The organism is Streptomyces sp. NPDC047525 (assembly GCF_040643025.1).
Classification (GTDB): domain Bacteria; phylum Actinomycetota; class Actinomycetes; order Streptomycetales; family Streptomycetaceae; genus Streptomyces; species Streptomyces durmitorensis.
This window is the reverse complement of record NZ_JBEYTL010000013.1, coordinates 127622-147834: the sequence shown is the minus strand read 5'-3', so window position 1 is coordinate 147834 and position 20213 is coordinate 127622. Positions and strand designations below refer to the sequence as shown.

The following is a 20213-nucleotide window of genomic DNA, read 5'->3' as shown; positions in this document are numbered from 1 at the left end:
CCTGAAGGGGCTCACAAGTCGGCCACCGCGAGGCCGTACATCGCGATCCACACCAGGCCGATGACGGCGAGCGCCCGGTCGCGCAGGACGACGTCCTCGGGCTCGCCCGCGGTGCCGCGGTCGGCGAAGACGGCGTACCGCAGGACCGCGAGGACGAAGGCGGCCATCGACAGCTGCCGCCAGGGCAGCAGGCTGCCGTTGGCGGTGCCGCCGCTCTCCATGGCCCACAGGCAGTACGCGAGGACGGCGACCCCGGCGGCGAGCTGCCAGACGAAACGGAGGTAGCCGGTGGTGTATTCGGTGAGCAACGCGCGCGTGGCGCCCAGTTTCTCGGAGCTCCCGGACATCTGGACGGCTTCGGAGTAGCGCTTGGCGGAGACCATGAAGAGCGCGCCGAAGCCTGTGGTGATCAGGAACCAGCGCGAGAGCGGAATGCCGAGGGCCACTCCCCCGATCATCGCCCGCATCAGGAAACCCGTGGTGACGACGGCCAGATCGACGACGAGTACGTGCTTGAGGCTCACGCAGTAGGCCAGTTGCATCACTACGTAGGCGGCGAGCAGCGCTGCCGTCAGGGGCGTGCAGAGCGCGGCGGCGGCGACGGGCGCGAGCACGGCGAGCAGCCCGCCGACCACGTACGCGACGGCCACCGGCACCTGGCCCGCGGCGACCGGTCTGCGGCACTTGGTGGGGTGGGCGCGGTCGGCATCGGCGTCGCGCGCGTCGTTGATGAGGTAGACGGCGGACGCGGCGGCCGTGAACAGGGCGAACACCAAGGCGAGTTGGATCAGCGAGTGCCGCGAGAAGAGCTCGCCCGCGGCGGCGGGGGCCGCGACGACCAGGACGTTCTTCACCCACTGGCGGGGGCGCGCGGTCTTCAGGAGGCCGAGCGGCAGCGCGAGGGCGCTCGGGCCCGACGGTCCGGGCGGCTGGGGGCGTTCGAGCAGGGCGGTGCGGTCAGCCATGCCTGCGGCCCCCGTTCATCCAGGCGGAGCCCACGCGCGCGGTGAGGGCGCCGAGGGCCGCGCCGGCCGCCACGTCACTCGGGTAGTGGACGCCGACGACCATCCGCGAGACACACATGGCGGCGGCGAGCGGCGGGACGACGCGCGCTCCGACGGGGCTCAGCGCGCCGTACGCGACGGTGGCCGCGGCGGCCGAAGTGGCGTGCGAACTGGGGAAGGAGTGCCGTCCCGCGGTCCTGACGAGGGGCTCCACACCCGTGTCGCCGCCGGGCCGTGGGCGCCGTACGACCCGTTTGACGCCCATGCTGGCCAGGTGGGCCGCGGCGGTCAGCGCCGTGCCGCGCAGCCACGCGCCGCGCCGCTCGCGGTCGACCGCGGCGCCCGCGAGTCCCGCGACGAGCCAGAGGGCGCCGTGCTCGCCCGCCTGGGACAGGGCCCGTGCGGCGGCGGCCACGCGCGCGTCGGAGCCGCAGTCGCGCAGGGCCGAAAGCAGCCGGTGGTCCATGTCGTGCATGTGGCCTCCTTCTCCGGGGACTTCAGGACCTGACCTCCCGACTCTTCTAGGCAACCTCTCAATATTTACGGCAATATAGGACGACACTCCATCAATCACCCATTTCGGTGAGGGCTAGGACGAATAGGAACAAACTGCCCTTGCTCGGACGATACGGTCACGCCTATGCCTGCCGACTCCGCTCCGCCCGCCGACTCCGCGACCGCGACGACGCCCGAGTCCGTGTCCGTGTCGGGCTGGGGGCGCACCGCACCCTCCACCGCCCGCCTGATCCGCCCCCGTTCGCCCGAGGAGGCCGTGGCCGCCCTCCAGGCCTGCGGGGAGCGTGGCGGCATCGCCAGGGGCCTTGGACGGGCCTACGGGGACGCGGCGCAGAACGCGGGCGGCGCGGTCCTCGACATGACCGGCATGGACCGCGTGCACGCCATCGACGCGGACGCGGGCACCGTCCTGTGCGACGCCGGGGTCTCCCTGCACCGCTTGATGGAAGTCCTGCTCCCGCTCGGCTGGTTCGTGCCGGTCACGCCGGGGACCCGCTATGTGACTGTCGGCGGCGCGATCGGCGCGGACATCCACGGCAAGAACCACCACGGGTCCGGGTCGTTCGCGCGCCATGTGATGGCGGTGGAACTGCTCACCGCCGACGGCGAGGTGCGCGCGGTCGAGCGCGGCACTCCCCTGTTCGACGCGACGGCCGGCGGCATGGGCCTGACCGGCGTGATCCTCGCCGCGACGCTGCAACTGCAGCCGGTCGAGACGTCGTTGATGACGGTGGACACCGAGCGCGCCACCGACCTGGACGACCTGATGGCGCGTCTCACGGCCACGGACCACCGCTACCGCTACTCGGTCGCCTGGATCGACCTCCTGGCGCGCGGTGCGTCGATGGGGCGCTCGGTGCTCACGCGCGGCGACCACGCTCCCCTGGACGCCCTTCCGGCACGCGCGCGTAGAGCCCCGTTGACGTTCCGCCCCGGCCAGCTGCCGCCCGCCCCGCGCTTCCTGCCCGAAGGGCTCCTCGGCCCGAAGTCCGTGGGCCTCTTCAATGAGCTCTGGTACCGCAAGGCGCCGCGCCTGCGGGTGGGCGAGCTCCAGAAGATGTCGACGTTCTTCCACCCCCTGGACGGCGTCCCGCACTGGAACCGCGTGTACGGCCGCGGCGGTTTCGTGCAGTACCAATTCGTCGTCGGGTACGGCCAGGAAGAGTCCCTGCGGCGCATCGTGCGGCGCATCTCGGAGCGCGGCTGCCCGTCCTTCCTCGCCGTACTGAAGCGCTTCGGAGAGGGCGATCCGGGCTGGCTCTCCTTCCCGATGCCCGGCTGGACCCTCGCCCTGGACATTCCGGCGAACCTGCCGGGCCTCGGCGCCTTCCTCGACGAGCTCGACGAGGAGGTCGCCGCGTCCGACGGCCGCGTCTACCTGGCCAAGGACTCCCGCCTGCGGCCCGAGATGCTCGCCGCGATGTATCCGCGGCTCGACGATTTCCGCGCGCTGCGGGCGGACCTCGACCCGCGCGGCCTGTTCCGCTCGGACCTCTCGCGCCGCCTCGCCCTCTAACACCTCCAGGAGTTGGTCCCATGAAGGACGCCTTCGGCACCCCCCAGTCCCTGCTCGTACTCGGCGGCACCTCCGAGATCGGCCTCGCCACGGCCCGCCGTCTGGTCGCGCGGCGCACCCGCACGGTGTGGCTCGCAGGGCGGCCGTCCCCGGGCCTGGAGAAGGCCGCCGCGGGCCTGCGCGACATGGGTGCGGACGTCCGCACCGTCGCCTTCGACGCGCTCGACTCCGAGTCGCACGAGGCCACGCTCGGCAAGATCTTCGCCGAGGGCGACATCGACATGGTCCTGCTGGCCTTCGGCATCCTCGGCGACCAGGCACGCGACGAGGACGAGCCGCTGTCGGCGGTGCGGGTCGCACAGACGAACTACACCGGCGCGGTCTCCGCGGGCCTGGTGTGCGCCCGCTCGCTGCAGGCCCAGGGACACGGCTCCCTGGTGGTGCTCTCGTCGGTCGCGGGCGAGCGCGCCCGCCGCTCGAACTTCATCTACGGGTCCAGCAAGGCGGGCCTCGACGCCTTCGCCCAGGGCCTGGGCGACGCGCTGCACGGCACGGGGGTGCACGTGATGGTCGTACGCCCCGGCTTCGTGCGCTCCAAGATGACGGCGGGCCTGGAGGAGGCCCCGATGGCGACCACTCCGGAGGCGGTCGCGCTGGCCATCGAGACGGGCCTTCGGCGCCGCTCGGAGACGGTGTGGGTGCCCGGCGCGCTGCGGGTGGTCATGTCGGCACTGCGTCACGTGCCGCGGACGGTGTTCCGGCGGCTCCCGGTGTGAGGCAGCCCTTCGGGGCCTGCGGTCAGCGGGCCGGCAGCGTGCCGTGCGCGGCCGGGGCCGCCGCCTGCGGAGGCACGACCGGGCCGCCACCGCCGAAGCCGAACTCGCGCAGCTTGCGCCACACTCCGTCGGCACCCTGCTCATAGAGCGCGAAGCCGGTGCAGGGCCACTCGGCCTCGTACTCCGACAGCTCCGCGTAGGCCCGGTCCATGGCCTCTTCGGAGATGCCGTGCGCCACCGTGACGTGCGGGTGGTACGGGAACTGCAGCTCGCGCGCCATGGGCCCGGACGCGTCCCGCACCCGCTCCTGCAGCCAGCCGCAGGCCGCGCCGCCCGCCATCACCTGGACGAAGACCACGGGCGACAGCGGACGGAACGTACCCGTTCCGTAGAGCCGCATCGGGAAGGGGCGCCCGGCGGCCGCGACGGCCCCCAGGTGCGCCTCGACCGCGGGCAGCGCCGTGGAGTCCACCTCGGTCGGCGGCAGCAGCGTGACGTGGGTGGGGATGCCGTGCGCCGCGGGGTCCCCGAAGCCCGCGCGCCGCTCCTGGAGCAGGCTGCCGTGAGGCTCCGGGACCGCGATCGACACACCGATCGTTACGGTCCCCACGTCGTACTCCTGTCGGTCGGATGGCGGGCAGAGGGCGCTGTTGTATCTGGCTTGGCGCAGGGGGCTGTGTGGCTCAGTGCTTGGCGGGCAGCAGGCCCACCTTGTCGTACGCCTGGGCGAGGGTCTCCGCGGCGACGGCGCGCGCCTTCTCCGCGCCCTTGGCCAGGATCGAGTCGAGCGTCTCCGGGTCGTCCAGGTAGGCCTGGGTGCGGTCCCGGAAGGGAGTCACGAAGTCGACCATGACCTCGGCGAGGTCAGTCTTCAGCGCACCGTAGCCCTTGCCGGAGTACTTCTGCTCCAGTTCCGGGATACCCGTGCCGGTGAGCGTCGAGTAGATGCTGAGGAGGTTGCTGACACCGGGCTTGTCCGCGGTGTCGTAGCGCACGACCGTGTCGGTGTCGGTGACCGCGCTCTTGACCTTCTTGGCGGTGGCCTTGGGCTCGTCGAGGAGGTTGATCAGGCCCTTCGGCGTGGACGCCGACTTGCTCATCTTGATCGACGGGTCCTGAAGATCGAAGATCTTCGCCGTCTCCTTGAGGATGTACGCCGCCGGGACGGTGAACGTCTCGCCGAAGCGGCCGTTGAAGCGCTCCGCGAGGTCGCGGGTCAGCTCGATGTGCTGGCGCTGGTCCTCGCCGACCGGGACCTGGTTGGCCTGGTAGAGCAGGATGTCCGCGACCTGCAGGACGGGGTACGTGAAGAGGCCGACGGAGGCGCGGTCCGCGCCCTGCTTGGCCGCCTTGTCCTTGAACTGCGTCATGCGCGACGCCTCGCCGAAGCCTGTGAGGCAGTTCATGACCCAGCCGAGCTGGGCGTGCTCGGGGACGTGGCTCTGGACGAAGAGCGTGCAGCGCTCGGGGTCGAGTCCCGCGGCGAGGAGCTGGGCGGCGGCGAGTCGGGTGTTGGCACGCAGCTCGGCCGGGTCCTGCGGGATCGTGATCGCGTGCAGGTCCACCACCATGTAGAAGGCGTCGTGGGACTCCTGCAGCGCCACCCACTGGCGGACCGCGCCGAGGTAGTTGCCGAGGTGGAACGAGCCCGCGGTGGGCTGGATTCCGGAGAGCACGCGAGGACGATCAGAGGCCATGAGGCTCATTCTCTCAGGTGTCTCTCATTGCTCGGAAACAGACGTGTGACGGGTGTGCCGCGATCTTGTGATGCGTGGCTTGGATCTGTCACTGCGAGCGCCGCTCGGAGCGCTGCCTCGATCGGGTCACACGAAGGCGGAACCGATCTCGTCCGGCCGGTGTATCAAGAGTGTGAGGGCACAGGGGGAGGTCCTGGAGGGGGTCCGCGTCGTCGACGAGGGTGCGGTGATCGCGCGTGTGCGCGCCGGGGAGGCGGAGGCGTACGCGGAATTGGTGCGCGCTTTCACCGGGATCGCACTCAGGGCGGCCGCGGCACTCGGGGCGGGATCGGACGCGGAAGACGTGGTGCAGCAGGCCTTCTTCAAGGCGTACTGCTCCTTGGGGCGGTTCAGGGACGGCTCGGCGTTCAAGCCGTGGCTGCTGTCGATCGTCGCCAATGAGACGAGGAACACAGTGCGTTCGGCGGTGCGGCAGCGGTCGCTCGTCGGACGCGAGGCAGCGCTCGCGGAGGCGGAGCCGCTGATACCGGAATCGGCCGACCCGGCCGTGGCGGCGCTGGAGGGCGAGCGCCGGACGGCCCTGCTCGCCGCGCTCGACCGGCTGAGCGAGGAGCACCGCCTGGTCGTCACGTACCGCTATCTCCTGGAGATGGACGAGACGGAGACGGCCCAGGCCCTGGGCTGGCCGCGGGGCACGGTGAAGTCCCGGCTGAACCGCGCGCTGCGGAAGCTGGGGCGGCTGCTGCCGCAGGGTCCGGACGGGCCACAAGGGCCGGAAGGACGGGAAGGGCCGCGAGGAGGTGACGGGCATGAGTGAGCGGGGCGACGGTCAGGACGAGGGCGGCACAGGGCAGGCCGGAAGCAGCGGCGCCCGTCGGCTTCCCGAGGAGCTGCGGGCGCTCGGCCGGTCCCTGGACCCGCCGGGGGCCTCCGGCGCGTCGATGGCCGAGCGGGTCCTGGCGCAGATCATCGCGGAGTCGGTGCCGGTCCCGGTGGCCGAGCCGCCCAGTCGCCTCTCCCGGCTGCGGTCATGGCTGCGGGCGCGGTGGCGTGTCCTGACGGCCGCGCTGTGCGGACTCCTGACAGCGGCGGTGCTCACACCGCCGGTGCGGGCCGCCGTCTTCGAGTGGTTCGACTTCGGCGGGGTCGAGGTTCGGTACGACCCGTCGGCGACCCCGCCGGCCAAGGCCGGCGTGCCGGGGTGCGACGGCGGGGTGAGTCTGTCCGAGGCCGAACGGCGGGCCGGGTTCGTGCCCGCGGTGCCCCAGGCGCTCGGCACGCCGGACGCCGTGGCGGTGGCCCGGGAGCCGGGCGCGCGCGCCCTGGTCACCCTGTGCTGGCGCGACGACGGCCGGACGATACGGCTCGACGAGTTCGGGGCACGCCTCGACCTCGGCTTCAGCAAGACGGTGACGGAGCGTCCCGACTGGGTCCAGGTCGGCCGGGAGACGGGGCTGTGGTTCCCGCACCCGCATCGGCTCACGTTCTGGATGGTGGAGGGCGACGGCGACCGGTGGACGCGCTCCGAGCGCACGGCGGGGCCGACGCTCCTGTGGACGCACGGGCCGGAGCTCACCCTGCGGCTCGAAGGCGTGGCGTCGAAGGAGCGGGCGCTGGAGATCGGGAAATCCGTTCCGGCGCGGTCGGGCGAATCGGGAACCTGAACGGCTCGGGCGGTGTACCAGAAGTGACGCGGTGCGGACGGGTCGTGCCGGAGAGCGGCTGGGGGATCGGACATGCGGATGCGGACGGCAAGGGGAATGTGCGGGTCGGTGGCGGGGCTCGCGGCCGCGCTGGTGGTGATGGGAGCGCCGCAGGCGGTGGCGGGCGGACCGACGAGCGTCCTCGTGGTCTCGCCCGAGAGCGGACAGAGCACGGCGCTCTATGTGAGCAACAAGGAGTACGGCGAGCTGGAGCGCTGTCTCGGCACCATCGGCGACATCGGCGACATCGGCAAGGGCAGGCGCGAGCAGCCGCCGGGCCTCGACATGGGCGACGGCAGCCGTCAGATCAACGTGACGTGGATGGTCCACGACGTGCAGCCGTGGCGGGTGGACCGGGCCTATCCGGTGGCGGGCGGCTCCAAGGACGGCAAGGGCGCCAAGGCCGTGTGGATCCACACGACGACGGACGTCGAGTCCATGACCGGCACCTGGCACAAGGCGAAGGATCCGGCTCGGTTGACGGCACTGTTCAAGAAGCTCGGGGTCATGGGCGCGTCGGCGGACGGGGGCAACCAGGCGATACCGCCGAGGGCGGATGCGGACCCACCGCCGGCGACCGCCCCGGAAGCCGCCGGGCCGGAGCGGGCGGCCACCGCACGGGCCGACGCCGCGTCGGGAGACGGTGGCACGGACTGGTGGTGGGCGGCTGGGGGCGTCGCGGCGGGGGCCGCGGGAGCGCTGCTGCTGCGGGGGCCGCTCACCGGGCGGCGGTCCTTCCTCGCCTCGCTGCGTGGGCGGCGGCCTCATGAGGACGGCCCGCGGCAGGAGTTGAGGGACGTGTGAGGGCTGCGGCCGCCCCCGGCCGGTGAGTTGGCCGGCCGGAGCGGCTGTTCGGCCCGGCGGTCAGTGGGCCGGCAGGCCCGGGGCCGGATGGGCGGCCATCAGGTCGGCGACCTCGGACCGGATCTTCGTCAGGGCGTCCTCGTCACCGGCACGGGCCGCGGCGACGCCTCGGTCGATCCAGTCGGCGACGGTCGGCATGTGCTGCGTTCCCAGGCCTCGGGAGGTGAGCGAGGGGGTGCCGATGCGGACGCCGGAGGGGTCGAAGGGCTTCCTCGGGTCGTACGGCACGGTGTTGTAGTTGACGACGATCCCGGCCCGGTCGAGGGCCTTGGCGGCGACCTTGCCCGGGACGTCCTTGGGGGTGAGGTCCATCAGGATCAGGTGGTTGTCGGTGCCGCCGGAGACCAGGTCGAAGCCTCGGGCGAGCAGTGCTTCGGCGAGGGCCTGGGCGTTGGCGACGACCGCGTGGGCGTAGTCGCGGAAGGAGGGCTGCGACGCCTCGTGCAGGGCAACGGCGATGGCGGCGGTGGTCTGGTTGTGCGGGCCGCCCTGCAGGCCGGGGAAGACCGCCTTGTCGATGGCCTTGGCGTGCTCCTCGCGGGACATCAGCATCGCGCCGCGCGGGCCGCGCAGGGTCTTGTGGGTGGTCGTGGAGATCACGTCGGCGTGCGGCACCGGTGAGGGGTGCGCGCCGCCCGCGATCAGGCCGGCGATGTGCGCGATGTCGGCGACGAGGACGGCCCCCGCCTCGTGGGCGATCTCGGCGAAGGCGGCGAAGTCGATGGTGCGAGGGAGGGCGGTGCCACCACAGAAGATCAGCTTGGGGCGTTCCTTGAGAGCGAGGTCGCGCACCTCGTCGAAGTCGATGCGGCCGGTGTCGTGGCGGACGCCGTACTGGACTCCGCGGAACCACTTGCCCGTGGCGGATACACCCCAGCCGTGGGTGAGGTGGCCGCCCATCGGGAGGGCCATGCCCATCACGGTGTCACCGGGTTCGGCGAAGGCGAGGTAGACGGCGAGGTTGGCCGGGGAGCCGGAGTAGGGCTGGACGTTGGCGTGCTCGACGCCGAAGACGGACTTGGCGCGGGCGACGGCGAGGCGTTCGACGGGGTCGATGTTCTGCTGGCCCTCGTAGTAGCGGCGGCCCGGGTAGCCCTCGCTGTACTTGTTCTGCAGGACCGTGCCGGAGGCTTCGAGGACGGCGGTGGAGACGTAGTTCTCGCTGGGGATCAGGCGCAGGGTGTCGGCCTGGAGCTGCTCCTCGGCGCCGACGAGCGCGGACAGCTCGGGGTCCTGTGCGGCGAGCGCGGGGTGGCTGAGGGTGTTCGGGGCATCCGCGGAGACCGCGGAATGCGAGGAACTGGGCGAAGGGGAGTGAGTCATGGCGTCCTCCGGGGCGAGCGGTGCGTGTCCGGTCGTGGTCCCGGGGTGCCCAGGCGGTCGGCACCTCGAAGGTTCTGCCTCGCACGGCTTCCTCGGGGTCCGTTCCCCGTGCGCCAGTCGCCGTGCTGTAGAGACCAGCCTATCGGGCACGCCGGGTCGGCAGGTTTCCTCGTCCGGGATCCGAGCGACGATAGAACTTGGGCGCCACACCCGCCCCATGCCGCAGGACGAACGGAGACCCCGTGTCGACTACCGAAGAGTTCATCACGTCGGCCGAAGCGCACAGCGCGCACAACTACCACCCGCTGCCCATCGTGGTCGCGTCGGCCGAGGGTGCCTGGATGACGGACATCGAGGGGCGCCGCTACCTCGACATGCTCGCCGGGTACTCGGCGCTGAATTTCGGGCACGGCAACCGCCGCCTGATCGACGCGGCCAAGGCGCAGCTGGAGCGGGTGACTCTCACCTCGCGGGCGTTCCACCACGACCGGTTCGCCGACTTCTGTACGCGGCTCGCGGAGCTGTGCGGCAAGGAGATGGTGCTGCCGATGAACACCGGCGCGGAGGCGGTGGAGACGGCCGTGAAGACGGCCAGGAAGTGGGGGTATCAGGTCAAGGGCGTGCCCGACGGGCGGGCGAAGATCGTCGTCGCGCGCGACAACTTCCACGGGCGGACCACGACCATCATCAGCTTCTCGACGGACCCCGAGGCGCGTGCGGACTACGGCCCGTACACGCCGGGTTTCGAGATCGTGCCGTACGGCGATCTGACCGCGCTGCGGGCCGCGGTCACGGAGAACACCGTGGCCGTGCTCCTCGAGCCGATCCAGGGCGAGGCCGGGGTTCTGGTGCCGCCGGCCGGATATCTCCAGGGCGTAAGGGAGTTGACCAAGGAGCGGAACGTCCTCTTCATGGCGGACGAGATCCAGTCGGGGCTCGGCAGGACGGGCAGGACGTTCGCGTGCGAGCACGAGGGCGTGGTGCCGGACGTGTACATCCTGGGCAAGGCGCTCGGCGGGGGCGTCGTGCCGGTGTCCGCGGTGGTCGCGGACGCGGATGTCCTTGGGGTGTTCAAGCCCGGGGAGCACGGGTCGACGTTCGGCGGCAATCCGCTGGCGTGCGCGGTGGCGCTTGAGGTCGTCGCCATGCTGAGCTCGGGCGAGTTCCAGCAGCGGGCCACCGAGCTGGGCGAGCATCTGCACGCTGAGCTGGGGCTGCTCGCGGGCACGGGCGCGGTGACGCAGGTGCGGGGCCGCGGGCTGTGGGCGGGCGTCGACATCGAGCCGTCGCACGGCACGGGCCGCGAGATCTCCGAGAAGCTGATGGACCGGGGTGTGCTGGTCAAGGACACCCACGGGTCGACGATCCGGATCGCGCCGCCGCTGGTGATCAGCAAGGAGGACCTGGACTGGGGGCTTGATCAACTGCGGGCTGTGCTGGCCTAGTACCGCTTGTCGGGGGCCCGGTCAGTCGCCGGTGGCCGGGCCGCTCGTCAGTGGGCCGTCCGCCGGGTCCGGGGCGGGGGCGTCGTGGCCGCGGGTGTACGCGGCCGCGTAGCCGTCCTCGCCGAGGGCTGTGCGGGAGCGTCGTGCGGCGCGGTCGACGTCGAAGCGTTCGGCCTGCGGCAGGGGGCTGCCGGTCGCCTCGCGCAGGGCGGCAGCGGATCCGAGGAGTTCGGCGGCGCGGGTGTGGTCGTGCGCGAGGGAGCGGGCTCCGGCCAGGCCTTCGAGGGCCTGGGCGACCGCGCGCTCGTCGCCCGTGCCGCGGGCCACGGTGAGGCCCTCCCGGTGGAGTTCCTCCGCGCGCGCCGCGTCACCGCGCTGCTCGGCGACGTAGCCGAGCTGGGCCAGGATCAAGGCGGTGCCGGAGTGGACACCGAGGCGGCGGTTCCAGGCGAGCCAGGGCTGGAGGTACTTCTCGGCGGCGTCGAGCTCGCCGAGGCGGCGGGCGCCGATGGCCAGGCCCGTCTCGGCGAACTGCTGCGCGGGCCCGTGCGAGTGCTGCGCAGCGAGGCGGGCGGCGCGCTCGTGGAAGTCGGTGGCCGCGGCGTCGTCACCGGTGAGCAGGGCGATGCGGCCGAGGCGGGCGAGACGGAAGGACACGTCGGTCCACAGCTGGAGCTCCTCCGCGCCGCGCATGCCGTCGCGGTGGAGCCGGGCGGCGCCCTCGTAGTCGGCGGCGATCTCGGCGAGCACGCCCAGCTGCTCGGAGGCCTGCAACTGGCCCCAGCGGTCGCCGAGTCCGGCGAACAGGGCGGCGCTGGCCTCGGCGTCGCGCCGCAGGGTCGCGAGGTCGCCGCGGTAGAGGGCGCGGGTGGCACGGGTACTGAGCGCGGCGGCCACGCCCCAGCGGTCGTCCGCCGCGCGGAACTCCTCCAGGAGCGCGTCGACCTGGGTCTCCTCGCTCCTCGTACGGTCGAATCCGCAGCGGGCGTAGGCGAGGAGCCAGCGGGAGCGGAGGTCGGCGCCTTCCACGTCGGCATCGGTGGCGATGTCGGTGTAGGGGGCGTCGTCGCCGGTGAGCAGGGCGAGGGCGGCGCGGGCCGTGCGGGCGGAGGCGCGGGGCCGGGCCGTGGCGGTGACGGTGGCTGTTTCCCCGGACGGGGGCAGGCTCAGGGCGAGGGTCAGGGAGCGTTCCGCTTCGCCCAGGCGACCGCGCAGGAACCAGTACCAGGTCAGGGAGTTGGCCAGGCGCAGGGCGAGGGCGGCGTCGCCTTCGGCCTGCGCCCACTCCAGCGCGGTGCGCAGGTTGACGGCTTCGGAGTCGAGGCGGTGCAGCCACTGTTGCTGGCCGGGGCCGAGGAGTTGGGGGGCGGCGCGTTCGGCGAGGTCGGCGTAGTGGTGGGCGTGGCGGCGGCGTACGTCCTTCGTCTCCCCCGCCTCGTCGAGCCGTTCGAGGCTGTAGGCGGTGACGGATTCGAGCATGCGGTAGCGGATGCCGTGGGTGCGGTCGGCTGCTTTGGGGGTCGTGGCGGTGAGGAGGGAGCGGTCGACGAGGCGGGTGACGAGGTCGAGCACGTCCGCTGCGTCGCCGTGAGCGGAGCTGCCGGGAGCGGAGCCGCCAGGAGCGCTGCCAGCGGGAGCGAAGCCGCCGGGAGCGGTGCCACAGGGGGTGAAGCTGCCGTGAGTGAAGCTGCCGGGAGCGGAGCCGCCAGGAGCGGAGCCAGCGGGAGCGAAGCCGCCGGGAGCGGTGCCACAGGGGGTGAAGCTGCCGGGAGTGAAGCTGCCGGGAGCGATGCCGTACACCGCTTCGGCGGAGTCCAGGGTGAAACCGCCGCCGAACACGGCGAGTTGGCGCAGGGCGCCCTGTTCCTCCACCGTCAGCAGCTCCCAGCTCCAGTCGATCATCGCGCGGAGGGTGCGCTGTCGGGCGGGGGCATCCCTGCGTACCTGGTTGAGCAGCCGGAACCGGTCGTGCAGCCGATCGGCGAGGGCGTGCACGCCGAGGGCGCGTACGCGGGTGGCGGCCAGTTCTATGGCCAGCGGAATGCCGTCGAGGCGGCGGCAGATGAGGGCGGCGGCGGGGGTGCTCTCCGCATCCAGCACGAAGCCGGGGGCGGCGGCAGCGGCCCGCTCGGCGAACAACGCCAAGGCCTCGCCCTCCGCGAGCGGCGCGACCGCCTCCAGGGTCTCGCCCGCGAGGGCTAGGGGCTCCTGGCTGGTGGCGAGGACGCGCAACTCAGGGGCGTGTCGGAGGAGTTCGGAGAGCAGGGCGGCCACCTGCTCCAGGACGTGCTCGCAGTTGTCGAGGACGAGGAGGAGACGGCGGGGGGCTAGGGCTCGGGCGAGGAGGCGCACCAGGGTGGGGGTATGGCGGGGGTCGGGGGCGGGCCCGGCGCCGGGGGCGTACCGGGGGCCGGGGGCCTGCCCGGAACCGAGGGCCTGCCCTGCGCCGAACGCCGAGTTCGTTGTGCTCGGCCGCCGCTCGGCCGATGCTGTGGCGGCGCTGCCGTTTGGCTCAGGCGTCCCCTCGCGCGTCCCCTCACTCGCCTCCTCGCGGATGAGTGACGGGTCGTCCCGGATGCCCAGTGTCGCCGCCACCGTTTCGGCGACGTCGCCCTTCGTTCCGGCCAGTTCCACCAGCCAGACGCCCTCCTCGAAGTCGTCCGTGAGCCCCGCCGCCGCCTCCACCGCCAGGCGGGTCTTGCCGACGCCGCCCGGTCCCGTCAGCGTGACGAGGCGTGACGCTCCTACCAGGTCCCGCACCCGGGACACCGCGTCCTCCCGGCCCACGAGGGCGGTGACGGGGGCGGGCAGGTTCGTGCGGGGGTGCGGTTCCTCCGTCTCGGGCCCACTCTGCGCCACCTCAGAGGGCTCGGTGCGCGGCGGTCGCCCTTCCGCCCCTGGTGAGGCCAGCTCCGGTGACTGGCGGAGCATTGCCTCCTGGAGTGCGGCGAGTTCCGCGCCGGGGTCCATGCCCAGGTCGTCCGCCAGGCGCTCGCGCAGGTCCCGATAGGCGTCCAGCGCCTCCGTCGGGCGCCCCGCCAGGTACAGCGCCCTCATGTAAGCGCCCCGCAGCCTCTCCCGCAGCGGCTGCTCGGCCACGAGGTCCGCCAACTCGTCCGCGAGCGCGGCGTGTTCACCCGGGGCGGCCAGGTCCAGGCGCAGCTCCGCCCGCACCTCCTGAGCCGTGAGCCGCTGTTCCTCCAGGCGGGCCACCGCCACCCGCACGAACTCCGCGTCGCGGAAATCCGCGTACGCCGGTCCGCTCCACAGCGTCAGCGCCTCGGAGAGGAGCGAGACCCTCGTCCGCGCATCAAAGGTGTCGTGCGTGCCGTTCGCGTCGTACGCACGTGATGTCAGTGCCACGAACCTGGCCGCGTCCGTCAGTTCCTCCGGCGCCACTCCCTCCGGGGCCCGCAGCAGATACCCGGCCGGGCCGTACGCCACAAGCTCCCGCGCGCCCGGTTCCGCCTTCTCCAGGGCTCTGCGCAGCTGGGAGATCTTGGTCTGGAGGCTGTTGGCGGGGTTGCCCGGCAGCCGTTCGCCCCACAGACCGTCGATCAGGACGTCAGCGGGGACCGGCCGCCCCTGGTGGATCAGGAGATTCGCGAGCAGGGCACGGACCTTCGGCTCGGGAACCGGGACGACCGCCCCGTCCGCCGTGCGCACCGTCAACGGGCCGAGCACCTCGAATCGCATGCCGCCACGTTAATGCGGGTCGGAGCGGGGGTCCCCCACGGCCGTGCACCGGCGGCCGTGCGCGGGCGCCCGTGCGTGGCAGCGCGGCGCCCGTGCGCGAGCCGTCAGTGGTTCGTGCGCGGCCCCGGGCACGGTGGTCCACGTGACCAGGAAGGGCCGGACAGCAGCCCGGTCACACAGACCGAAGCCGAACGCAGCGCAAGCCACGCCCCGGAAGGACCACCACCATGTCCAGCTCCCAGTCCAGCTCCCCCGCCCTCACCACCACCCCCACCACCTCCCGCGAGATCCGCCTCGCCGCCCGCCCCACCGGTGAACCCACCCCCGCCGACTTCGAGCTGGTCACCACCGACATCCCGGAGCCCGCCGAGGGACAGATCCTGGTCCGCAACACCTGGATGTCCGTGGACCCGTACATGAGGGGCCGCATGGACGACGTCCCCTCCTACATCCCGCCCTTCGCAATCGGCGCCGCCCTCGAAGGCGGCGCGGTCGGCGAGGTCGTCGCCTCCCGTGCCGAGCACGTGCCGGTGGGCGCGACCGTCTCGCACTTCCTCGGGTGGCGCGAGTACGCCGTCCTGGACGCCGCCACCGCCACGGTCATCGACACCACGCTCGCCCCGGCCTCCGCCTACCTCGGCCCTCTGGGCACCACGGGCCTGACCGCGTACGCCGTGTTCACCCGCACCGCCCCCGTCCGCGAGGGCGACGTCGTCTTCATCTCCGCCGCGGCGGGCGCGGTCGGCAGCGTCGCGGGGCAGCTGGCCCGCGAGCTCGGCGCCTCCCGCGTGATCGGCTCGGCGGGCGGACCGGCGAAGACCAAGAAGCTGCTCGACACGTTCGGCTACGACGCGGCCATCGACTACCGCCAGGGCGGTATCCCCGAACAGCTCGCCCAGGCCGCCCCCGACGGCATCGACGTCTACCTCGACTCGGTCGGCGGCGATCACCTCGAAGCCGCCATCGGAGCCATCCGCACCGGCGGACGTATCGCCCTCGTGGGTGCCATCAGCGGGTACAACACCACCACACCCGCGCCCGGACCGAGCAACCTCTTCCGCGCCGCGACCCACGAGGCGACCCTGCGCGGCATGCTCGTCAGCAGCCACTTCGACCTGTTCCCCGAGTGGATCGGCAAGGCCGCGGGCCTGCTCGCCGACGGCACCCTGCGCACCGAACAGACCGTCGTCGAGGGCATCGAGCAGGCGCCCGACGCCTTCCTCGGTGTGCTGCGCGGCGCCAACACCGGCAAGATGCTCGTCCGCCTGGCACCGGCCACGGCCACAGCCCCGGCACCGGCTCTGGAGGCCAACTGATGTCGCACGTACTTCTCGTCACCGGCCATCCCCGCACCGACTCCCTGACCGGTCAGCTCACCCGCCACGCCCGGGACAGACTCGTGCGCGAAGGCCATACCGTCGACCTCCTCGACCTGCACGCGGAGGGTTTCGACCCCCGGATGACCGAGGCGGACGAGCCGGACTGGGCGGACCGCGACAAGACGTACTCGGACGAGGTGCACGCCCACATGCGGCGGGTGGAGGCCGCCGACACGGTCATCGTCGTCTTCCCCCTGTGGTGGTTCGGGCTACCGGCCCTGGTCAAGGGGTGGATCGACCGGGTGTGGAACTACGGGTTCGCCTACGGCCGCTCCCGCCCCCGCCTCGCCGGAAAGCGGATGCTGTGGCTGAGCCTGGTCAGCTACGAGCGGGAGCAGTTCGCCGAGCTCGGCTGGGACGAGACGGTCACGCGCACGCTGCGGGTCGGCGTCTCGGAGTTCTGCGGGATCGGGGCCGGCGACACCTCGGTGCACTTCGTGTACGACTCCTTGAAGGCGGGCGAGGCCGCGTTCAAGGAGACGGACGCGGCGCTCGACGGACTGGACCTCAGCCGACCGCGTCCGAGCAGCCCCGGCCTCAGCAGTTGAGGCCCTCCTCTGCGCTTGAGCCCCACCTCAGCGCTTGAGGCCCACGCCCCCGAACATGGCCACGTCCTCGACCCCGGCCGCCGTCTGTGCGCGCCAGCGGTTGCACGACACCACACCGGGTTCGAGGAGCTCCAAGCCCTCGAAGAACCGGGCGACTTGCTCGGGCGGGCGCTGCGTGAGCCTGGGCGTGCCGTTCTCGTTCCAGAACGCCACCGCATCGTCCACGTCGGGCATCGCCGGGCTGGTGATCGTGTGCGAGAGGACCAGGTGGCTGCCGGCCGGCAACGCGTCGAGCAGGCGGCGCACGATGCCGTACGCCTCGGAGTCGTCCTCGATGAAGATGACGACTCCGAGCAGGATCAGCCCGACCGGCCGGTCGAAGTCGAGCGTCTTGGCCGCGTGTTCGAGGATCGCGTCGACGTTGCGCAGATCCTCGTCGAGGTAGTCGGTCCTGCCCTCGGGGGCGCTGGTGAGCAGGGCGCGGGCGTGGGTGAGGACCAACGGGTCGTTGTCCACGTAGACGACACGGGACTCGGGGGCGATCCGCTGCGCGACCTCGTGGGTGTTGTCGGCGGTCGGCAGTCCGGTGCCGATGTCGAGGAACTGCCGGATGCCGCACTCGGTCACGAGGTGGCTCACGGCGCGCCCGAGGAACTGCCGGTCGGCGAGCGCGTACGCGCCGATGCCGGGGTGCAGCGTGCGGATCTGGTCCCCGGCGGCCTGGTCGACGGGGTAGTTGTCCTTGCCGCCGAGCCAGTAGTTCCAGATCCGGGCCGTGTGAGGCTGCGTGGTGTTGATCCTGCTGTCGGCCATGTCCGGTTCGCCTCCGAGTACGTCATCGCGATCAACCGGCAGCGTACCCAAGGGACTTCGCGAGCGGGCACGAGCGAGCCCCTTGGGAATCCCGGCCTCAGAGAATCACGTGCGGCAGGAATCTCGCGTACTCGTCCGTGATCAGACCGGCCGACTCACGGATGCCGAGCCCCGCCGCCTCGTCCTCGACGACCCACGCACCGAGCACCACACGGTTGCCGTCGAAGTCGGGCAGTGGCGCCAACTCCTGGTAGCAGCGGGCCTCTTCGCGCACGCGGTCGCTCGCGAGGGGTTCGGCGCCCGGTGGATGGACCGTGACTCCGGCGCCCTCGCGGCCGAGGAGCGGCTTGGTGACGTAGCCACGCCCGGACGCGAGCTCCCGGGGCCCGTCCAGGTAGGCGGGGAGGAGGTTCGGGTGGCCGGGGTACAGCTCCCAGAGGACCGCCAGCAGCGCCTTGTTGGAGAGGAGCATCTTCCAGGCGGGCTCGATCCACAGGGTGGATCCGGTGCCGCCGCCGTTGTCGAGGGTCTCCAGGACGTGCGGGGCGAAGCGGTCGGTGGTCAGCCACTCCCAGGGGTAGAGCTTGAAGCAGCTGCGGATGAAGCCGAGCTTCTTGTCGACGAAGCGCCGCGAGAGCCGGTCCCAGCCGATGTCCTCCATGGAGATGGCCTCGGTGTCGAGACCGGCCTGCTGCGCGGTCTCGCGCAGATACGCGACCGTCATCAGGTCCTCGCCGAGCTCGTCCCCCGCCGAGTGCGCGAAGTACAGCGGGCCGCCGGGCGGGAGCAGCGCGGCCTGCTTCTTCCAGGCGTCGACGAGGCGTTCGTGGAGGGAGTTCCACTGGTCGGCGCCCGGGAAGCGCTCCTCCATCCAGAACCACTGGGGGCTCGCGGCCTCTACGAGCGAGGTGGGGGTGTCGGCGTTGTACTCCAGCATCTTGGCCGGGCTGCCCGTGCCGTCGTAGTGCAGGTCGAACCGCCCGTAGAGGGAGGGCAGTTCGGCGCGGCGGCGCCAGGCCTCGGTGACCGCTTCGGCCACCCGGGGGTCCGTGATGCCGAGGTCGGCGAGGCGGTCGTGCGTGACGATGTGCTCGGCTGCCGCGAGGCACATCGCGTGCAGCTCCTCGACGACCTCTTCGAGGGCCTCCACCTCGGGCAGGGAGAAGACGTAGCAGGCGGACTCGTCCCAGTAGGGGCGCAGCGAGTCGTCGGGGTAGCGGGTGAGGGGGTAGATGAGCCCCTGGTCCTCGACGGTCTGCTGCCAGCCGGGGCGGGGGGTGAGGGTGCGGCGTTCCATGTCCTCGGTCCTGAATTCTCGGTCCTGGTCCTCGGTTTTGCTCAGCCGCCGCCGCTTCCGCTGCCCGAGCAGCCGAAGCCGTCGCGGTCGACGGCCTCGCTGCGGCTGAAGGTGCCGTAGTCGGCGCGGCGGCCGTCGATGTCGGCGTCGTAGTACCAGTCGGCGTCCATGCGGCCGGACTTGCCGGTGCCTGTGCCCGTGCCCGTTCCCGTTCCGTAGGAACTGCCGCCGGCCTGGCGGCCCTTACCGTACGAGGAGGAGGACGTACCGCTCTTGCAGTTCTTGTCGGCGACGATTTTGTAGCCGGTGAGGTAGTCGTAGCTGTCGCGGTCCACGCACCGCTTGTCCGGCTCCGAGCCGCACGAGGTCAGGGCCGCCGCGAGGACACCCATGCCGCCGAGTACGACCGTGCTGGACCGCAGCCTCCGACGCCGCGTCCCCTGTTCCGTCTTCTGCGCCTGCTCTGATGCTGCCATCAGGTCTACCGCTCCCCGTTGTCGTACATGTGTCAAAACTTGATCGGCGGTCAGCGTAGGCAAGGGCCCGCGCGCCATGCCAACCGGCTCAGCCGAATCCCTCTCCTCTACAGTCACTTCGTGTCTCTTGGGATGATTTGCGCACTCGGTTCAGCGGTCTGCTTCGGCACGGCCTCCGTCTTCCAGGCCATCGCCGCGCGCGCCACGGCGCCGGGTACGGGGTCCGGGGTCGACCCCGCGCTGCTGCTGCGCGCGGTGAAGCAGTGGCGGTACGTCGTGGGGCTCGGGCTCGACGGGCTCGGGTTCCTGCTGCAGATCGTGGCGTTGCGCTCCATCCCGATCTACGCCGTCGGTGCGGCCCTCGCCGCGAGCCTCGCCGTCACGGCGGTGGTCGCCTCGCGGATGCTGCGGGTGCGGTTGAGCGGGGTGGAGTGGGCCGCCGTGGGCGTGGTGTGCGCGGGGCTCGCGATGCTGGGGCTCGCTTCGGGGGACGAGGGGGAGGGCGTCGGGTCGACGACTCTGCGGTACGTGCTGCTGGGCGTGGCGGTGGGGGTGCTGGCCCTGGGGGCCGTGGCGGGGCGGTTGCCCGGCCGGGGGCGGGCGCTGGCCCTGGGGCTCGGGGCCGGGTTCGGGTTCGGGGTGGTGGAGGTGGCCGTACGGCTGATCGACGATGTCTCGCCGGGGGCACTGGTGACGAATCCGGCTTCTTACGCCCTGCTGGTGGGTGGGGGCGCGGCGTTTTTGCTGCTCACGTCCGCGTTGCAGCGGGGGTCGGTGACGACAGCCACCGCGGGGATGGTGATCGGGGAGACGATCGGGCCCGCGGTGGTGGGGGTGGTGTGGCTGGGGGACCGGACCCGGGGCGGGATGGAGTGGGTCGCGGTGCTCGGGTTCGCGGTTGCCGTGGTGGGGGCGTTGGCGTTGGCGCGCTTCGGTGAGGCGCCGGCCCCTGCGGAGGAGGCGGTGGATTCCAGCCCGTCCGGCGTTTGAGGAGGCGGTGGATTCCAGCCCGTCCGGCGTTTGAGGACGAACTCGGCGGAGCCGGTGATCGACGGTGCGCACCGCCCGCCGAGCCTCACGGCAGGACCGCGCGGTGCGCACCGCCCGCCGAGCCTCACGGCAGGGCCCCGCTCCTCACACGCCGGAGGGGCTGAATTCCC

General features: G+C 72.2%; 18 protein-coding genes and 1 riboswitch. Of the genes, 9 read left to right on the top strand and 9 right to left on the bottom strand.

Translation table 11 applies throughout. The annotated features are described in order from the left end of the window. Positions 1-11: 11 nt before the first annotated feature. Both ABZ833_RS32105 and ABZ833_RS32100 read right to left on the bottom strand, forming a co-directional pair. On the bottom strand, positions 12-965 hold the full coding sequence (locus ABZ833_RS32105; protein ID WP_361053886.1) for a decaprenyl-phosphate phosphoribosyltransferase: 954 nt from the start codon (positions 963-965) through the stop codon (positions 12-14). Continuing rightward, a complete protein-coding gene (locus ABZ833_RS32100) occupies positions 958-1479 on the bottom strand; it encodes a phosphatase PAP2 family protein (RefSeq protein WP_361053883.1) in 522 nt (173 codons plus the stop codon). Before ABZ833_RS32100 ends, ABZ833_RS32105 begins: the two co-directional genes overlap by 8 nt. 165 nt (positions 1480-1644) lie before the next feature. Between ABZ833_RS32100 and ABZ833_RS32095 the strand changes: the two genes are divergently transcribed. Both ABZ833_RS32095 and ABZ833_RS32090 read left to right on the top strand, forming a co-directional pair. Next, positions 1645-3036 (top strand): FAD-binding oxidoreductase, encoded by a 1392-nt coding sequence (locus tag ABZ833_RS32095; protein WP_361053880.1) that lies wholly within the window; start codon positions 1645-1647, stop codon positions 3034-3036. A 20-nt stretch (positions 3037-3056) separates the two neighbouring features. Continuing rightward, complete coding sequence (locus ABZ833_RS32090; protein ID WP_249588219.1) at positions 3057-3812, top strand: decaprenylphospho-beta-D-erythro-pentofuranosid-2-ulose 2-reductase; 756 nt, start codon at positions 3057-3059, stop codon at positions 3810-3812. 22 nt (positions 3813-3834) lie between these two features. Here ABZ833_RS32090 and ABZ833_RS32085 read toward each other — a convergent pair whose 3' ends face one another. Both ABZ833_RS32085 and trpS read right to left on the bottom strand, forming a co-directional pair. Further along, positions 3835-4422 (bottom strand): 2'-5' RNA ligase family protein, encoded by a 588-nt coding sequence (locus ABZ833_RS32085; protein WP_361053876.1) that lies wholly within the window; start codon positions 4420-4422, stop codon positions 3835-3837. A gap of 73 nt (positions 4423-4495) precedes the next feature. After that, positions 4496-5509, bottom strand: a complete 1014-nt coding sequence (trpS, locus tag ABZ833_RS32080; protein ID WP_361053873.1) for a tryptophan--tRNA ligase — start codon at positions 5507-5509, stop codon at positions 4496-4498. A 226-nt stretch (positions 5510-5735) separates the two neighbouring features. On the opposite strand from trpS, the gene ABZ833_RS32075 reads away from it, so the two are divergent. The 3 genes from ABZ833_RS32075 to ABZ833_RS32065 all read left to right on the top strand — a co-directional run bounded on the left by ABZ833_RS32075 (position 5736) and on the right by ABZ833_RS32065 (position 8016). Further along, positions 5736-6326 (top strand): RNA polymerase sigma factor, encoded by a 591-nt coding sequence (locus ABZ833_RS32075; protein ID WP_361054128.1) that lies wholly within the window; start codon positions 5736-5738, stop codon positions 6324-6326. Beyond that, on the top strand, positions 6319-7173 hold the full coding sequence (locus tag ABZ833_RS32070; RefSeq protein WP_361053870.1) for a hypothetical protein: 855 nt from the start codon (positions 6319-6321) through the stop codon (positions 7171-7173). Before ABZ833_RS32075 ends, ABZ833_RS32070 begins: the two co-directional genes overlap by 8 nt. Positions 7174-7245: 72 nt before the next feature. Then, positions 7246-8016, top strand: a complete 771-nt coding sequence (locus tag ABZ833_RS32065; RefSeq protein ID WP_361053867.1) for a hypothetical protein — start codon at positions 7246-7248, stop codon at positions 8014-8016. Positions 8017-8076: 60 nt separating this feature from the next. On the opposite strand, the gene glyA is transcribed toward ABZ833_RS32065, so the two are convergent. Further along, the gene (glyA, locus tag ABZ833_RS32060; RefSeq protein ID WP_361053865.1) at positions 8077-9399 is read right to left on the bottom strand and encodes a serine hydroxymethyltransferase; all 1323 of its coding nucleotides are present in this window, start codon (positions 9397-9399) and stop codon (positions 8077-8079) included. A gap of 40 nt (positions 9400-9439) precedes the next feature. Next, positions 9440-9530: riboswitch (ZMP/ZTP riboswitch) on the bottom strand. A 111-nt stretch (positions 9531-9641) separates the two neighbouring features. Between glyA and rocD the strand changes: the two genes are divergently transcribed. After that, positions 9642-10844: an ornithine--oxo-acid transaminase gene (gene rocD / locus ABZ833_RS32055; protein WP_361053862.1), complete on the top strand. Its 1203-nt coding sequence runs from the start codon at positions 9642-9644 to the stop codon at positions 10842-10844. A 21-nt stretch (positions 10845-10865) separates the two neighbouring features. Here the strand turns inward: rocD and ABZ833_RS32050 are convergent, their stop codons facing one another. Beyond that, entirely contained in the window at positions 10866-14540 is a 3675-nt protein-coding gene (locus tag ABZ833_RS32050; RefSeq protein ID WP_361053858.1) for a BTAD domain-containing putative transcriptional regulator, read from the bottom strand. Between the two features lie 227 nt (positions 14541-14767). Between ABZ833_RS32050 and ABZ833_RS32045 the strand changes: the two genes are divergently transcribed. Together ABZ833_RS32045 and ABZ833_RS32040 are read left to right on the top strand one after the other, a co-directional pair. Further along, positions 14768-15856, top strand: coding sequence for an NADP-dependent oxidoreductase (locus ABZ833_RS32045; protein ID WP_361053855.1), 1089 nt, complete (start codon positions 14768-14770; stop codon positions 15854-15856). Next, on the top strand, positions 15856-16467 hold the full coding sequence (locus tag ABZ833_RS32040; protein ID WP_361053852.1) for an NAD(P)H oxidoreductase: 612 nt from the start codon (positions 15856-15858) through the stop codon (positions 16465-16467). Before ABZ833_RS32045 ends, ABZ833_RS32040 begins: the two co-directional genes overlap by 1 nt. A gap of 27 nt (positions 16468-16494) precedes the next feature. On the opposite strand, the gene ABZ833_RS32035 is transcribed toward ABZ833_RS32040, so the two are convergent. From ABZ833_RS32035 to ABZ833_RS32025, 3 genes are all read right to left on the bottom strand, one after another. After that, positions 16495-17280 (bottom strand): SAM-dependent methyltransferase, encoded by a 786-nt coding sequence (locus ABZ833_RS32035; RefSeq protein ID WP_361053849.1) that lies wholly within the window; start codon positions 17278-17280, stop codon positions 16495-16497. A 97-nt stretch (positions 17281-17377) separates the two neighbouring features. Continuing rightward, a complete protein-coding gene (locus tag ABZ833_RS32030) occupies positions 17378-18577 on the bottom strand; it encodes a glutathionylspermidine synthase family protein (protein WP_361053846.1) in 1200 nt (399 codons plus the stop codon). Between the two features lie 41 nt (positions 18578-18618). Continuing rightward, on the bottom strand, positions 18619-19053 hold the full coding sequence (locus ABZ833_RS32025) for a hypothetical protein (RefSeq protein ID WP_361053843.1): 435 nt from the start codon (positions 19051-19053) through the stop codon (positions 18619-18621). 132 nt (positions 19054-19185) lie between these two features. On the opposite strand from ABZ833_RS32025, the gene ABZ833_RS32020 reads away from it, so the two are divergent. Then, positions 19186-20043, top strand: coding sequence for a hypothetical protein (locus ABZ833_RS32020; protein WP_361054126.1), 858 nt, complete (start codon positions 19186-19188; stop codon positions 20041-20043). The last annotated feature ends 170 nt before the right edge of the window (positions 20044-20213 follow it).